This window comes from Dyadobacter diqingensis, assembly GCF_024220585.1.
Classification (GTDB): Bacteria; Bacteroidota; Bacteroidia; order Cytophagales; family Spirosomataceae; genus Dyadobacter; species Dyadobacter diqingensis.
This window is the reverse complement of sequence record NZ_JAMXKF010000004.1, coordinates 243,665-259,959: the sequence shown is the minus strand read 5'-3', so window position 1 is coordinate 259,959 and position 16,295 is coordinate 243,665. Positions and strand designations below refer to the sequence as shown.

Below are 16,295 nucleotides of genomic sequence, written 5' to 3'. Positions count from 1 at the left end.
ATGGTTTATCTTTTATATCCCAATTCCGCACCACCGCTTACAGGCATGATGTTGCCAGTCACAAACCGGGCTGCATCGGAGATCAGAAAAACCGCTACATCAGCAATGACATCTCCTTCCGGGCAGTAACCAAGGGGGTGTATGTTATTCAGATAAGATTCAATTTCTCCCGGATTTGGCTGCTCCCCCACCCATTTTTTCAACATCGGCGTCCATACCCCGGCCGGACAAACAGCATTCACGCGTACACCAAACGGTGCATAATCAAGTGCCATCGCTTTGGTCAGCGCGCTCATGGCCCCTTTGGTAGCCACGTAAGCGGCGTGATTTTCCTGCCCGATCTCACCGACCATACTGCTCGTGTTCAGAATACAGCCGCGGGATTGTTTCAGATAGTCGATACCGTGTTTAGTTGTCCAGAAAACGCTTTTCAGATTCACCGCAAACAGTCCCTCCCACTCTTGCTCGCTGGTTTGATCCAGTGGTTTGGAAGGGCTGGCAATACCGGCGTTGTTGTGGATGACATCAATTTTATCAAATTTTTCGATCGTCTTTTCAAGCGCAGATTTTACATCACTCCCCGATCTCACATCTCCCGCGCACGTCAGCAATAGGCTTTCCGGAAATTCAGTTGCAAGTATCTTCAGCGCATTTTCATCAGAATCCATCACCGCCACTTTTCCGCCTGCTTTCAGATATGCCTTGCAGCATTCCTTACCAATACCGGCGGCTCCTCCGGTAAGAAAAATCACTTTATCGATTAGTACACCCATATCACCTTTTACAATAAACTCTATAATCGTTCAGTCTTTCAGGTCACTGCTGCTGCCCGGCGTCTGCGGTACCTGATAATAAGCATCCACGATGTCTGCCGGATTGACAAAATACTGCTTTAAATGCGGTATATGTTCCAAAAACAAATGCTCGTGGTTCATCCCAATGTGATTGAATAATACCAGATGCTGATGAATCTGTCCCATATCACCAACATGCGGCACCACGGGAATTCCCATGCTTTTCGAAAGCAGACTGATCGTCAAAAACTCCGAAATCCCGCCCACTCTCACCGCATCGACCTGACAAAAATCCATCGCTTTGGCCTGAAAGAAGTTTTTAAAGATAACCTTATTTGGAATATGTTCTCCCGTCGCCACTTTTAGCGGCGCAATGGCCCTGGCAATGCTCTGGTGACCAATCACATCGTCGGGATGCGTAGGCTCTTCAATCCAGAACGGGTTGATTTCACCCAAACGCCGGCAAATATCCAATGCTTCGGGCACGTTCCACTTCTGGTTTGCATCCACCATGATTGTTGCCTTATCTCCCGCAGTTTTTCGTATCAGGCCAGCCCGGCGGATGTCCCGCAGCGGATCGTCAGAGCCCACTTTCAGTTTCAATGCGGAAAATCCACTATCCATGGCTTTTTTGGTGTTTGCAACAATCTTCTCATCCGAATAATTAAACCATCCAACCGAAGTGTCATAACCCCTATAACCCGTTGACAAAACCCTGTTACGTGCTTCACGACCGGAAAGATTTTCAGTCAGTAAAGAGATCGCCTGCTCTTTCGTCAACACCTCTTCCAGATAACTTAAATCCAGGGTGTTAACAAGTTGCTCGGGCGTTAAATCCAAAAGCAGCTTCCACAAAGGTACATGTCGCGACTTAGCCCACAGATCATAACACGCATTCACAACAGCCGCAAGTGCCAGATGCACCACCCCCTTATGCGGTCCAAGCCAGCGAAATGAAGGCGAGTCGACAATCTTACGATACACGGTCCCAAAGTCTGACATCAGCTCCTCAATTTCCCGCCCCACGAGTGATCCCGAAAGATATTCGATTGCCTTACAGACCAAATCGGTGCCTGCACCCAATGTAAACGCCAGACCGTAACCGGTTGTGCCATTATCTGTTTTAAGGCAACAGACTGCATAAGCATATTGTGGGGTCGTGTGTGTGGCATCCGAACCAGCACCATCAGCCAGATCAAATCTTTTGTCCTTTACTTCTATTGCCGTGATATGCATTTATAAAATGTCAATATGATACTAATTTAAAAAATTAAAAACATGTACTAATCAGCAAGCTTCACTCCAAACACAAAACACTTATAAACAGATCATTATAAAATAAAATACGCATAACAAATCCTAAACAACCATACAGACATTTATTACATGATTAATCTATTACAGATTTTATACAAAACTATTACCCTATTATCCATCAAGTTGATTACAGATTGATTTTTTATAATACTATGTTTGCATGATCTTTGAATTTTTTGAAATATGAAAGCCACTTACACGCTTCTCCCCGATTTTGCACAGTCAAGAAGACCATTTGTCGTAAAGAAAATTGTCAGGCCATATTTTTCAACTGACTTTCACTTTCACACCGAATGTCAACTGGTTTATGTTTTGTCGGGGTCTGGCACGCGCATTATTGGCGACTCGATCGAGCATTTTGAAGAAGGCGATCTGACATTCGTGGGACCAAACGTTCCTCATGTTTGGTATAGCAAACCCGAGCCTGGTTCCGGTGGGAATGACGCAATATCGATAGCACTTTATATCAATCCCGATGTATTGAGCGAAAAATTGGAAGGACTCATAGACACGAAGGAGTTACGGCAATTTTTTACTGAGTCTGCAAGGGGCATCAGTATATGCGGCGCCAAGAAAATCCTGATAACGGACATTCTGAAAAAGATGCCTGAGCAGAAAAACATTACTTTACTGGCTTCATTCACACAGATATTAAATCACCTGCTGGACCCGGAAGAACTCATTTGGCTGAATGTTCCCAGCCTGCTTTCTGCCTATTCAGGTCAGGCTCCGGGCCGCGTACATAAACTTATGCATTACATTCAACAAAACTTCAAGGATGAAATCACACTACAACAGGCGGCTTCGGTATCCGGATTACAAATCCACTCCTTCTGCCGTTTTTTCAAAACACTTACCAACAGGACTTTCTCAGATTTCCTGAACGAAGTGCGCATCAGTTTTGCCTGCAAACTTTTACAACAATCTGATCTGCCCGTGACTCAAATCGCCCTTGAATGTGGTTACACGAACATATCCTATTTCAACCGCTGTTTTAAGAAAATTAATAAAGTGGCACCCAAAGAGTATAGAAGCTTGTGTTTGATAAAAAATTAGGTTGGTAAAGAATCTCCAAAAAAAGAAATCATCATGTAACAAAAAAACAGAGGCGCTAAAATCGAGCTCACAAGTGAACAAGATCTTAACGCCTCTGATGATTGACTTATACTATTAATTCCAGTCGTTTACAATGTCCTTAGCTACGGCCGGGTTTGTATTTTTCTCTGTTAACGGAATAGGAAAAAGCACGTGTTTGTCCTGAAAAAATAGCTGAGTTCCTGTTGGATACTTAACCTTTTTCTCCGCATTGAGCGTATTTTTTGCAATACCCCATCGCACGAGGTCAAAAAAGCGAACCTGCTCGCCTACCAATTCCAGTTGTCTTTCAAGCATCAGTTTTTTGAATGCCTCCTCTTTACTGCCCAGCGCCGTATAAGCAAAAGCACCAGACCGGGTTCTTACTTTGTTGATCAGTGGCAGTGCGTCACCTGTTTTCCCAAGATTGATATAGGATTCTGCCAGCATCAAAAGTACGTCTGCGTAACGGATAATCTGCGAGTTGATATCGGACTGTGGCAGCTCCGCTTTTTCCTTGTATTCATAAGGCTGATACTTTCTCCAACGGTAACCGTTTCCGTTTTCTGCAAACGGATAAGTTTTAACGCCTCCCGTGCAGTTATCGCAAAAGGTAACATCTCCTCCACTGGCAGCGTCGCCATAAAACGTATTTTTAGCACGCGGGTCTACAAAAGTGGCACCCGCTTCATCGGTGTAGGTAAAAGCTTTCACAGACGCGTCTGATATGAAAACATTTCGCCAGTCGTTCCAGCCATACTCCATCGCACGGCCGGTTAGCGTGTTTTTACCGCTTGTCGATCCTTCCTGCGAACCAAACATGTAATAAGGGCTCCCTTCTCCCCAACCTCCCCAGGCTTTATGCGGAACATCAAAGACAGTCTCGGCATTTTTCACCGGCGATTTGGTAAAAAGCTCATCCAGGTTTTTAACAAGATCATATGTAAACGGCGTCTTGGTCAACAGTTCAAACTGAGCCGCGGCTTCTGCGTATTTCTTTTGATACAAATAAGATTTACCAAGTAATGCAATCGCTGCGCCTTTGGTGGCACGTCCAAGATCCGTCGCGCTGTTGGCGTAAATAACCGGCAGGCCATCCGCTGCGTTTTTCAAATCCGATTCGATCTGTTTCCAAACCTCCTCCACGGAAGATCTGCTCAGGTAAAACTCACTTGTCCCTTCATAATCTTTACGGATCGGGACTCTTCCCCAGAGCGTCACCAATAAAAACTCGGCATATGCCTTCAAAAAATAAGCTTCGGAGACATATTGTTGAAGCTTTGTCTTCTCAGCATCGGAAACCGGTACCACTTTCGCGGCTTTGGAAATGACCAGATTAGCCCGCAAAGTCATTTTATAGGTTGTCGACCAAAGATCGTTAATCTGTGCGTGATTGGACGCGTAACTATAATCGTGGAGCTGCAACACATCGCCCAGCAACGGTGCATCTGCTTCCGCTTCATTGCCGGTCAGGTCCATCAGGTAATAAAAATCCCGCGAATAAAGTCCCTTGTAAAGCAACAGGCCATAAGTCGCCGTGACCGCTTCACCGATCGTCGGTACCGTTGTAAAATAGGTATCATCGTTATAGTTGGTCTGATTTTGAACATTGTCCAGAGAATTATCACAGCCGGTTGCCAGAAAACCCAGCGTTGCCAGAAAGAGTATATGCTTTTTCATGATGACAAAGAATTAATTGTAAGATTTAAAAACCAACCTGAAGCCCTACCATGAAAGTACGCGGCTGAGGATACTGCCCCATATCAACCCCTCTTGTAAAAATAAACGACTTAGCATCGCTGCTGACGGCACTTACCTCCGGATCATATCCTTTGTAGTTGGTCACAGTAAGTAAATTCATGGCCGTCACGTAAAGGCGGAAGCTTGAAAATGTCTTTCCTGCCACGCTGTTCAATGCCGCTTTCGGAATGGAATAACCAACTGTCAGATTTCTCAGGCGCATAAAAGATCCATTTTCCAGAAACCGGTCGGAAGCCCGCAGGTTTGATGGTGTGTTCTGGCCTGATCGTGGCATATCTGTAACATCACCCTCATTTTTCCAGGCAGACAACACCGCTGTGGAGGAGTTAAACGGACGGGTCGTGCCCTCTGTCCAGTAACGCATCGCATTATAAACTTTAACATTCCCGATACCGGCCAATCCCATAGAAAGGTCAAATGCTTTGTAGGAAATATTAAGAGAACCGCCATAAGTCCATTTCGGAATAGCTGAACCCAGAAACTTCTGGTCCGCGTCCGTGATCTGGCCGTCTCCGTTATTGTCTTTATACACGATATCGCCAGCTTTTAACCCTTCCTGATAACTCTTGAATCCTTTGCCCACTGCAAGTTCGTTGTAGGTTGCTACCTCCGCGGCACTGGAAACCACATGATCCACTTCAAAGCCGTAGAATGAACCAATGGCAGCGCCGACATCAGTTTTGGTAATATTGATTCCTCCGTTGGTAGTACCGCTTACAATCGGACCGCCATTGCCAAGGGATACCACATTATTTTTATTAAAACCTGCATTGGCCGAAATGCTGTAATTGAAATCGCCTGCCTGCCCGTTAAAAGAAATCGCGGATTCAAAGCCCTTATTAACTGCATTGGCCGCATTTTGCACCATACTTGCATCGGAATAAATATCACCGAGCCCCGTCGAAACCGGAAGTTTTACATCAAGCAAAAGGTCCTTACTATTGCGTTTATAATAATCAAAACTGATCTGGATTCTGTTTCTCAACAATCCGAAATCAAGCCCAAAGTCGGTTTGTGTTGTTTCCTCCCATTTCAGGAACGGATTAGGAACCCGGGTAATCGTAGCGCCCTGCGAAAAGGCTTTGTTGTCTCCAAAAGAATAAACAATGTTGTTATTGCCATATCCCCGATAAACAGTCGGATCGGTAAGGAAAAGTCCGATGCTTGCATTGCCCGTTACCCCCCAGCTTCCTCGGATTTTCAGATCCGAAATAAATGATACATTTTTCATAAAAGGCTCGTTAGCTACTTTCCATGCTACCCCAACCGAAGGGAAATTTCCTTTGCGGTAAGCCTTCCCAAAGGCCGGATTAATATCCTGACGCAGCGATGCATTCACCAGATACTTGTCCTGAAAAGCATAGGTAACTCTGCCAAAATAAGAACGTGAAGCATAAATTCCGGAGCTGGCACCCGTGATGCTGTTACTTTTGGATACACCGATCTGTTTGATAAGATCATTTGTAAAACCAGCTCCTGTTAAATTGACACCGCGGCTTCTGTTGCCCTCATTGAAGGTGTTTCCCACCATCAGACTAAAATCATGACGACCCAGCGTTTTATTGTATGACAGGATATTCTCAACGATCGGCGAAACTGAGAAACCGTAACTTTCGTCAATTTTTCTATCAACTTTCGTGTTGCCATTCAGATACTCACCTGTGTAATTATAGCTGTTACTGCTCGAAAGACCGATGTTAGCCTGCGTCCGGAATTTCAACCCATTGATAATTTCCAGCTCACCCCAAAGCTGAAACAGATTAGAGATCCCTCTCGACAACCTTTCTGTCAGGTAAATACCCGGAAGCGGATTCAACGCATCGTTTTGATCAATAATCGTGGTCACTTTGCTGTATCCACCCAGGTTGGTCGGATCCATTGTCGGCGCATAAGGTGGCATGCGCAGCGCCTCCACAAAACTTGGCGCATTACCCGTCGTCCGGTTATATTTAAAATTGATGGTTTGCCCCAAACGGATACGCTTCCCGATTTGCTCTTCCAGCTGGGTGCGCAGGTTGATCCGCTGATAGCCATAATTTCTCATGATACCTTCCTGATTGGCATAACCTGCTGAAAAGTTATACGTCGCTTTCTCGCTCCCGCCGGTCACGTTCACATGGTGTTCCGTTATTTTGGCCGTTCTGAAAATCTCATTTTGCCAATCTGTGCGCGTTTCCTGCACGTAAGGCGTATTCAGCTTCTCGGGCACCTTGTTTCCCTGCGCATTGTCAATATCCTTCACCAACTGCACATATTGACTGGCGTTAAGCATATCCAGTTTTTTCCACGGCCGGGCCAGCCCGACGTAGCCATTGTAGGTGACTTTCGGCGTACCTGCTTTGCCTTTTTTGGTGGTAATCAAAACAACTCCATTCGCCGCTGACGACCCATAAATAGCGACCGATGCTGCATCCTTTAATACCGTAATATCCTGAATATCATAGGGACTCACTGAATTGATATCACCACCCTGAATCCCGTCAATGACATAAAGAGGGTCAGAATTGGTCAGGGAACCTATGCCCCGGATAACAATTTTGGCATTAGCACCGGGCAATCCACTGGAATTAATAACCTGCACGCCTGCAATTTTACCCTGTAAAAGCTGCTGCGCAGAAGTTGCCGCCACGTCACCGAATTCCTTCCGACCGACTACCGATACTGCTCCTGTCAGATCCTTTTTCTTAGCTGTTCCATAACCAATCACCACCACCTCTTCCAGCGTCTTATCATCAATCAAAAGCGTAATATCCACCACCGATCGGTTAGCAACAATTTCTTCCTTGGGAAGATATCCTACAAATGAAAAAATAAGAACGGCATCCGGTGTACCTGTCAAAATCTCGAACTTGCCGGCAGCATCCGTAATAACACCACGCTGCGAACCCTTTAACACCACACTCACACCCGGCAAAGACTCCCCTTTTTCATCGGTAACTTTTCCACGGATAATGGTCTCGTCCGGCCGCACGATACGGTTTATCGTTGTTGCCGTTTCTTTAATGGATTCAAAAGAGGAGGTCGTCATCGCGGTTTCCTTTTCCAGCATTGCCATGGCAGCCTCAACCGCTCTTTTTTCGTTTCTTGGGATAATTACGTAAGCTTCTTTTCCTGCCTTTTTAAACCGCAGGTTATAAGGTTTTAAAATATCGGCAAGCTTTTTTTCCAGGTTGGCGTTGGCCGGAAGTTCCTGATCCCGCACCATGATATTGATGATATTTTTTTCCTCATACAAAATACTTACCTGATACTGCTTGCCCAAATCGGCCAGAAAATCCTTTAAACTTTTTGCATTGATTCGTGTCCCGAGTTGCTTAGACTGAGAAACCTCAACCGGCCTTGCAAAGGAAACAAGCTGGGCCATACTAAGCTGCTGAACCGATAACATGCTTAGCACAATGCCGGTTTTTTGTAAAAATCTTTTCGTCATGGATTAAGATGGTTATCTGATTTTCTTAATTCGATATATTCTTCATGTTTTACCACTTCCAGATGAAGCAGCTCGGATAGTATTTCCAAAAGATCATCCGCTTGCCGGGCCTTGTAGACACCACCGATGCGATGACGCGCCAAAACGGGATCGGATATACGTACATTCACTTTAAAACGGTCATTCATTTGCTGGACAACCTCAGAGAGCAGCGTATTATCAAAATAAAACATCTCTCTTTTGAAGGCGGTAAACTGCTCAGCTGCCACAGACGGTGTTACCGAAAACTGGCCATTACGTCCGGCTACGAATAGATTTCCGGGTTTCATATAAAGCTGTTTTCCACGCGGCAAACTTAATTTTACCTTCCCTTTTGTCAAAAACACTTTCGTGCCGCGCTCACGGGAAAAAGCAACAAACTCGGTACCAAGCACTTCAATGGAATAATCATTGTCCATGGCTACCACAAAACGGCTGTTTTCTTCTGTGTGGATTACTTTAAATTCGGCCTCACCTTCAAGTATCACTTTGCGGGTTCCATCACCGAAACCAAATCTTGGAATCCTTAACACAGAATTGGCATTCAGCACCACCTGCGTTCCGTCCGAAAGCTGATAGGAAGCGATTTGTCCGTTAGCCGAAGAAAGCGATTGATAAAGCAGCTGCTTTTGAAAAACAAACCCGCAGGCAAGTACAAGGCAGGCTGCAACAGCGCCCCATAACGATGCTCTGAGATACAACGGTCGAGTCCTTATCTCTGTATTAACCGGCGATTGGGAGATCGTTTCTTCACTATTCATTAAAGCCTGATACCGTGCAAAAGCGTTGTCAACAGCCGGTGTAAATTGTGGATGATGACTCTCCCATTCGTTCAGGCAATGATAATAAAACTCCTCGTTTTCAGGTTCAGCCAGCCAGTCTTCGACAAGCTTTCGCTGCATGGATGTTGTCCTTCCGTCAAAAAAATCAAACAGAAGGTCTTTTGATAGCGGTTCTTTCATCTGTATATTTTTTAATAATTTATAAGTCTGGTCGCAGTTTCAAACGGATTTAAATGTGTTCGCTCCGGTCATTTTGTGCTGATTTGCCATTCAGACAAGTACCCGACAGCTATCCCCATATCCTGTTTATAATTTTGCAGAAAACAAAATCGCCAGACACAAAAACCAGCTATCTTTCAGGTTATTACGTAGCCTCGCGATGGCACGTGTAATGAGCGCCTCCACAGATTTTGGCGTAATTTGAAGTTCCCGCGCAATTTCTTCCAGTGTTTTACCTTCCACCCGTTTCATCAGGTAAGCCCTGCGGCATTGCGGCGGCAACTGCTGGATAATGCGCTCTACCTGCTGGTGCAACTCACTGTATTGCAAGGCCTCATATGGATTGGGCGTGTGCGTAATAACCGAGAAATTTACTGCTTCAAGCGGCGAAGTCCGGTTAAGGTCCCACTTAAGATAATTGTAAGCCCGGTAACGGACCGATTTGAAAAGATAAGCACGGTAAGAGGTATTAATCTGTTCAAACGTGCGATTCTGCCAGAAAGCTGCAAAAACCTCGGAAACAATATCTTCCGCCACCTCTGAGGAGTGAACGAAACGAATTGCGTGGTTACACAAATTGGCATAATACCTCTTAAAAAGCAACTCACAGCCCTTCTGCGGATTCTGGCCAAACATTTCCCGGATCAAATATTCATCATGAAGTATTACCGGCTCCTGCTGCCCGGTGTCATCGATTTCTATTTTTGGTCCGGTAGGTTGCTCCGGTGGTTTTTGGGTAGAAATATTTGTCATATCATTGAATTGATCTGGCTACGGATTAACAATTTAATCACACAGACAAGGCAGAGCGCCTTATCCCCATACTGAAATAATATTTTTTTTTCAGAGAATAGTAATAAAACAAATATGCTACAAATAAATACTCTGACGGATACATTTAAATTGAAATTCAGGCAAATAAAAATATCCCGGACGTTTCCATCCGGGATATTTTCAAGCTCAACTGATCGGATGAACCTATGGTTTTATCAATTTTACCACAACATTCTGATTCAGCGAAGTGACGTTAATCAGATAAAGACCGGCAGTTTTTCCAAGAGGTAAAACATGCTGCTCTGTATGAGATGGGTCTTTTACTATTTTCTCAAACAACTGAACACCTCTCAAATCCGTCACCGTCATTTTTAACGGATATCCCGATGCACCTCTGATAATCAGATCAGCATGCTCCTTAACGACAGGGTTTCCGAGCACCGTCACGGTCAGCTTATTATCAGCGATCTCCTCTGACTGAACACCTATTCTTGCCCCGCTCGCAGCCGGCTCCTGACCATAAATCAACTGACCTTTGTAGTAAAGCGTGATATGGTTATTTTCAGCCAAAGGTGCGGCAGTTTTGTAAGAATAATCGTTAGCCTGATCAAAAGACGACCAGTCGGCTTTGGTTATACGATACTGAATATTTCCAGTGCTGCTTAAGGGATGCAATTTACCCAGTGATGCAGCTGGTTTCAACTCAAAATACGAATCTGCGTTGACAAACTGCTGACCTGTAACAAACTGCGCTCCAATGTTGCCTGCCCCCAGCTGAGCAAAATCCACCCAGTGGTTTAGGCTGGAAGTGCCGTCTGCGGTGAACCAGTAGCGAACGCTTAAATCCGCATAATCCACAGGCAGGTTGCCTTTGTTATCAATTTTAAGCCAGGTACTGATGGAATTGGTGGCTGCGCTTGTGTTTTTGCTTTCCGAGTAGACTTTCACATCCAGAACGCTGGCCGTGGTGTCAGGCTCAACACCATACCACAGCTTACCATTGCGATACAAAGTAATATGCTGGTTTTCAGCATAAGCAGCGGTATTGGCGTAAGAATAGTCGTCCTGTTCAGACAGATTGGCCCAGTCCGCGTTGGCAAATCTCGACTGAATCGGTCCGGAACCGGCTCCGGCAGAAAGATTTCCCGCAGAGCTGTCAAAACGATACAGCATATACCCCAGTGCTCCGTTACGCGGTTTTTCAAGTGGCACGTACTCCATAGTCACCTTGTTATTTCCAATTTGCGCGAAATCAATCCACTTGTTTATTCCTGCAAAATTCTCTGCCGTCAGCCAGTAGCGGATAGTTAATTCACTATAAGGCACGGCCGTAGCACCCTGATTGGCGATACTCAGATAAGGCTTCACGTTGTTGTTGTCAACCTGACCGTTGTCGCCATCCTGATAAAGTACTTTCAAGCCAGAAGAAACGGCAAGCGTTTGGCTAACTGCTTCGGCCGGACTGAAACTTTCATTTCCATTTTGTCTTGCAGTAATCACCGCTGTACCCGGCGCGATCGGACGAACTTTACCGTTTACAATGGTAGCAACAGCGGTATCAGAGCTCGAATAATTTACAGGTAAACCGGATGTGGCTGCGGCATTGGCAACAAAGTCACTGTCTCCGGCGATTTTTGCAGCCAAAGGATCAAATGAAATCGTTTGCGAAGCCAGTGGAGGTGCTGCGATGGTCAGACAGAAATCATCCAGCAACAACTTGCCACTCGGACCTGCTTTTGCAGCCCAGATACCGATCGTTGCCGCGTTGGCAGGTGCCAGTTTGGTTACCGTATACTTGGTAAACACGCTGGACGTTGGCGATGGATAAGCCTGGAACTGTGTTGTGCCACTGGTAATTTTGGCTCCCTGCGCATCATAGAAATCGATTCCGATACCTGCCCAGTATGGCATGATCAACTGCGCAGCATTCGAAGGATTTGGCGTACCTTCTGTTTTGGCCCATACGTCAAACGTAATTTCCGTACCGCCTGTTACCGGAATCGTTTTTCCGTAATTAATAGCTCCCTGATCGGCTGTAATGGCAGCGCTTTTTAATCCGCTTTGTGCCGATGTACTGATGGTTGCAGCGGCATTATTCGGGTTTCTGATCCAGTTTACAAAGCTGCTTTCAAAGCTATTGTTCGTAAGCACACCACATGCTCCGGCGCTGATAACTGTTATCGCCGAACCGGATGAAACGCCTCCGGCATCCTGTGCTGCGGCCGTAACGGTAGCAGTTCCGACAGCAACAGCGGTAACGATTCCGTTACTGCTTACGGTAGCGACAGCCGGATTGGATGAACTCCATACCACTGCTTTGTTACTTGCATTCAACGGAGCAACCGTTGCTTTAATGGAAGTCGTATCTCCCACGCCAACCGTCGCGGATGGTTTGCTGAGCGTTACCGTTGATATCAATACATTACTCACGGTCACCACACTGTTGGCAGTTTTACCACCATCCTGGGTTGTCACGGTGATCGTCGCAGTTCCGGGCGCCACGCCTGTGATGGCACCATTCTGATTGACAGTGAGCACTCCTGTGTTTGAAGAACTCCACGTGAGCACCTTATTTGTTGCGTTGGCAGGTTGTACGGTAGCCGAAAGTGTGATGGTATTATTTACACCCACTGCTGCGGTAGCATCTACCGTTACACCGGTTACCACTGTATTCGAAGCCGTTACCGTTGACGAGGCTGTTTTTTTCCCTTCATTGGTTGTCGCTGTAATCACAGCACTTCCGGGAGAAACTCCTTTAACCAGCCCGGTAGCATCAACACTGACCACCGCAGAGTTTGAAGAAGTCCAGACAACGCGCTGATTCGTCGCATTGACCGGTAAAACCACAGCCGTTAAACGTGTTGTATCGGCAACACCGACAGAGGCCGCCGATGGATTTACAGAAACCGAAGTAAGCGGCGTAAGTCCCACTTCAATAGCGTTAATCGCAGGATAGTTAAAATTGGCGATCGGACGGAATACAATGTTGATTACACCCGTGGCATTCGACCGGATCTGAAAATCCCTCACGATACCTTTGTACCGACCTCCGGCCGTGGTAAAAATATCAAAGTTTTTAAGTATCGTATCGGCTGCCGTAGGACTCGTTACATTGAACTTTCTTTTGCCTGCTGTAATTGACTCAGCAATTTCTGCAAAATGAAGCCGTACCACATAAAGCGCATTCGGGATTAGATTTCCATAGGAATAAGTAAGCGGCTGACCGCTGTTACGCTGCGATTTATAGGCATCTGCCGGTGCAGGATTTGTAACTGCTGCCAAATCAATCGCTGTTGCAGTAGATGAAACCCACATCGAAGCCGACTGTGGTGTATCAGCAATAAAACTGCCAATGGTTGGTCCTCCGCAATTATTCGCGCGAACGACGGTTCCTACCGTCAAAGCACTGGTAGCCGTTTTGGCACCATCCTGCGTCGTAACGGTAATGGTGGTTGCACCCAAATTAAGTGCTGTAACCAAACCACTTGCATTGATTGTCGCTACCGTAGTATCCGAAGAAATCCACGAAACATTTTTGTTTGTCGCCGTAGCTGGCAAAACAGTTGCTGTCAAGTTTCGTGTGGTTCCTAATCCTACGGATATTGCCGGTTCCAATGTTACACCGGTAACTCCGTTCGGCGCAGTAACCCTGATGATACTTTGAGCCGTTTTTCCACCATCCTGTGTTGTAACGGTGATCGTAGCAGTTCCCACAGCTACACCTGTTACGAGCCCGCTAGCATCCACACTCGCAATGGCCGCATCAGATGACGTCCAGCTTACAGCGCTGTTGGTTGGATAAACAGGTGTTAAGGTCGATTTCAACTGTAAAGTATGAGCCACAATAACAGAATCGGACGCTGGCGTCACAGATACCGAGACGACCGGGCCGCCTGCCGGCTCGCCAACAAAGATCCCATTTCCGCCAATTCCAAGATATACTCTGCCGTTCAGATCCGCCGCCATAGTGCTCAGGATACCCGGAACAGGATTTGCGATCGTCGTCCAGTTAGCACCATTATCATCTGAACGGAAAACACCGTAAGAAACACCATTGATCGCAGTTCCTTCCGAACTTACATAGATCACCGGATTGGACGATACAGCCGGATCAGCCTTTCCGACAGCAACCCATTTCGGTCTCGTAATAATAGTAGGATTTATTTTCGTAAAGGTTTTAGCCGTATCGGTGGAGTGATAAAGTCCGTTGCCAGAGAATGCGATCCAGAGATCTCCTTCCTTTCCCGGAGTTGTTTCTACATTCATTTGGGCCACGTTACCTACATTGGGTAAATCGCTGGCTGCTGCTGCAAAATTCACACCGCCATCGGTGCTGACATAAACTTTACCATTTGCATAAATATAGAAGATATCACCATTTACCTTATCCGCAGCCAATGGTTGCATCCCTGCCCAGATATCGTAAATACTTCCTGGTTTTAAAACCGCCGAAGGAATACCGTTGACAGCAGTCCAGTTGGTCCCGAGGTTGGAAGATTGATAAGTAAGGCCTCCCTGCGTTACCCAGACCATTTTTCTGCTGGTGGCAGAGACGGCAATTCTACCTCTTGCCCCGGCAATGGAAGTAAACTTATTGTATGATAATCCGCCATCGGTTGAGTATCCTCCTATTCCTATGCCATTCCAGCCATCGCTCCCTACCCGTGCAATAAAGTTCGGATCGTTGTATTGTACTGCTCCGCCGGATGTATTCGAACCTGTATTGGTTATAAAAAAGTTGGCAATCCCCTTTGCAGGTGGAACATCAAGCGATTTATGGTCAAAACCACCGACATCACCCGTAGTCGATATCAGAAAGTTAGGACCCGAAGGCGGGCAAACCAACGGACCGGCAACCACAATTTCTTCCAATCCGTTGTTTCTCAATTTCCAGGTAACCCTTGAAGCCCATACGTTGGTCGTTTGGCCAACATCAAGCATATCCGAAAACCAGACCTGACCCGTATTAAACGGATCCCAGGCAAAACCATTAACATTATGACCAATATTTCCATTGGCACCATCTCCGCCGGAATGAGGTGCTTCAGTAGCATCCCTGGTTGCAGGGACCATCGATGACCAGCTGCCTGCGCTGCCGCCAGTCGTGCTTCGGTAAGAGACATCATGATTCCAGGAACCGGTCGTTGAGACAATCACCTCATTACTATTGGAAGGGTTCACACCTACTCCACTAAATTCTTTGCCGGTTACAGGCGAGATATCTGTCCAGCTGCTTCCATTCCATTTGCTCAATTTATTACCTCCCAACGGACGTGTTGCGGTTGCAGTTAATTGCGAGACAAAAAAAGTGCCGTCATCGCTGATGCTTGCACGACGGGGCTCTCCAGGACTACCAGCCATCAAAGCGAACGTATTTCCTCCGTCGGTACTGCGGTATACGCCCGCTTTGGCACCCAGAAAGATGTTCCGGGTAACACCATTGACAACGCCTCCGCTTTTGTCAAAAAAGATAAACCTTCCGGACACAGAATCAGGCAAAGTAGTATTTACCTTTACCCAGGACCCTACGGCACCGGCTGCCGTGCTTTTATAGGTACCATTTGCGCGGCTTGTTACATACACGACATTACTATTATTCGGATCGACAGCCAGACGATCGGTATAAGTCTGGTCGCTGTTAGGCAGAACTGTTATCCGAAGTTCAAGGTCGGTCCAGGTAGCACCCCGGTCTACTGATTTCATAACCGTTCCGGGAGCGGTTCCACCACCCGGCACCGTACCTTTTCCGGTCTGATGTGTAGCATAAAGAATGTTTCCGGTTACGTCGCTCGGATCGAAAGCAAGATCTCCGCATTTGGCGGCTGCTTCCCAGTTCCAGTACGTCGTCGGTATTTTATTATACCACATCAGGTCTTCCCATTTCTGAGTCGCATGGTTCCAGCGATAGGGCGTACCTACATCGGTGGTGATAAAAAAGAGATTTGGCACCTTCGGGTGCGCTTTAATGCTCGTCACATTTCCGCCACCACCCATTCGTACCGATTTCCAGTTGTAGGTTTGAGCGTTTGCCACAAAATTCAGGGCTCCTGTAAATGCAATCAACAGGATCATCATTCGGATTAATTTTCTCATAACATTTGTTTT

8 protein-coding genes are annotated in these 16,295 nt (G+C 46.3%); 1 reads left to right on the top strand and 7 read right to left on the bottom strand.

Annotated features, from left to right (window positions below):
• Positions 1-5: 5 nt before the first annotated feature.
• Both M1L62_RS13435 and M1L62_RS13430 read right to left on the bottom strand, forming a co-directional pair.
• On the bottom strand, positions 6-773 hold the full coding sequence (locus tag M1L62_RS13435) for an SDR family NAD(P)-dependent oxidoreductase (RefSeq protein WP_254560099.1): 768 nt from the start codon (positions 771-773) through the stop codon (positions 6-8).
• A gap of 30 nt (positions 774-803) precedes the next feature.
• Positions 804-2,030 carry an enolase C-terminal domain-like protein gene (locus M1L62_RS13430; RefSeq protein WP_254560098.1) on the bottom strand — a complete coding sequence of 409 codons (1,227 nt, stop codon included), beginning with the start codon at positions 2,028-2,030 and terminating at the stop codon, positions 804-806.
• Between the two features lie 264 nt (positions 2,031-2,294).
• Here M1L62_RS13430 and M1L62_RS13425 point away from each other — a divergent pair, with 264 nt between their 5' ends.
• Positions 2,295-3,167 (top strand): AraC family transcriptional regulator, encoded by an 873-nt coding sequence (locus M1L62_RS13425; protein WP_254560097.1) that lies wholly within the window; start codon positions 2,295-2,297, stop codon positions 3,165-3,167.
• A gap of 114 nt (positions 3,168-3,281) precedes the next feature.
• Here M1L62_RS13425 and M1L62_RS13420 read toward each other — a convergent pair whose 3' ends face one another.
• From M1L62_RS13420 to M1L62_RS13400, 5 genes are all read right to left on the bottom strand, one after another.
• On the bottom strand, positions 3,282-4,865 hold the full coding sequence (locus M1L62_RS13420; RefSeq protein ID WP_254560096.1) for a RagB/SusD family nutrient uptake outer membrane protein: 1,584 nt from the start codon (positions 4,863-4,865) through the stop codon (positions 3,282-3,284).
• Between the two features lie 25 nt (positions 4,866-4,890).
• A complete protein-coding gene (locus M1L62_RS13415) occupies positions 4,891-8,376 on the bottom strand; it encodes a SusC/RagA family TonB-linked outer membrane protein (protein WP_254560095.1) in 3,486 nt (1,161 codons plus the stop codon).
• Positions 8,373-9,377: a FecR family protein gene (locus M1L62_RS13410; RefSeq protein WP_254560094.1), complete on the bottom strand. Its 1,005-nt coding sequence runs from the start codon at positions 9,375-9,377 to the stop codon at positions 8,373-8,375. Before M1L62_RS13410 ends, M1L62_RS13415 begins: the two co-directional genes overlap by 4 nt.
• Before the next feature lie 126 nt (positions 9,378-9,503).
• Positions 9,504-10,169: an RNA polymerase sigma-70 factor gene (locus tag M1L62_RS13405; RefSeq protein WP_254560093.1), complete on the bottom strand. Its 666-nt coding sequence runs from the start codon at positions 10,167-10,169 to the stop codon at positions 9,504-9,506.
• Between the two features lie 225 nt (positions 10,170-10,394).
• On the bottom strand, positions 10,395-16,283 hold the full coding sequence (locus M1L62_RS13400) for an Ig-like domain-containing protein (RefSeq protein ID WP_254560092.1): 5,889 nt from the start codon (positions 16,281-16,283) through the stop codon (positions 10,395-10,397).
• Positions 16,284-16,295 lie beyond the last annotated feature (12 nt).

Excerpts from the sequence above, each read along its gene's own strand:
- M1L62_RS13435 (WP_254560099.1), bottom strand. The coding sequence starts at position 773 with ATGGGTGTACTAATCGATAAAGTGATTTTTCTTACCGGAGGAGCCGCC.
- M1L62_RS13430 (WP_254560098.1), bottom strand. The coding sequence starts at position 2,030 with ATGCATATCACGGCAATAGAAGTAAAGGACAAAAGATTTGATCTGGCT.
- M1L62_RS13425 (WP_254560097.1), top strand. The coding sequence starts at position 2,295 with ATGAAAGCCACTTACACGCTTCTCCCCGATTTTGCACAGTCAAGAAGA.
- M1L62_RS13420 (WP_254560096.1), bottom strand. The coding sequence starts at position 4,865 with ATGAAAAAGCATATACTCTTTCTGGCAACGCTGGGTTTTCTGGCAACC.
- M1L62_RS13415 (WP_254560095.1), bottom strand. The coding sequence starts at position 8,376 with ATGACGAAAAGATTTTTACAAAAAACCGGCATTGTGCTAAGCATGTTA.
- M1L62_RS13410 (WP_254560094.1), bottom strand. The coding sequence starts at position 9,377 with ATGAAAGAACCGCTATCAAAAGACCTTCTGTTTGATTTTTTTGACGGA.
- M1L62_RS13405 (WP_254560093.1), bottom strand. The coding sequence starts at position 10,169 with ATGACAAATATTTCTACCCAAAAACCACCGGAGCAACCTACCGGACCA.
- M1L62_RS13400 (WP_254560092.1), bottom strand. The coding sequence starts at position 16,283 with ATGAGAAAATTAATCCGAATGATGATCCTGTTGATTGCATTTACAGGA.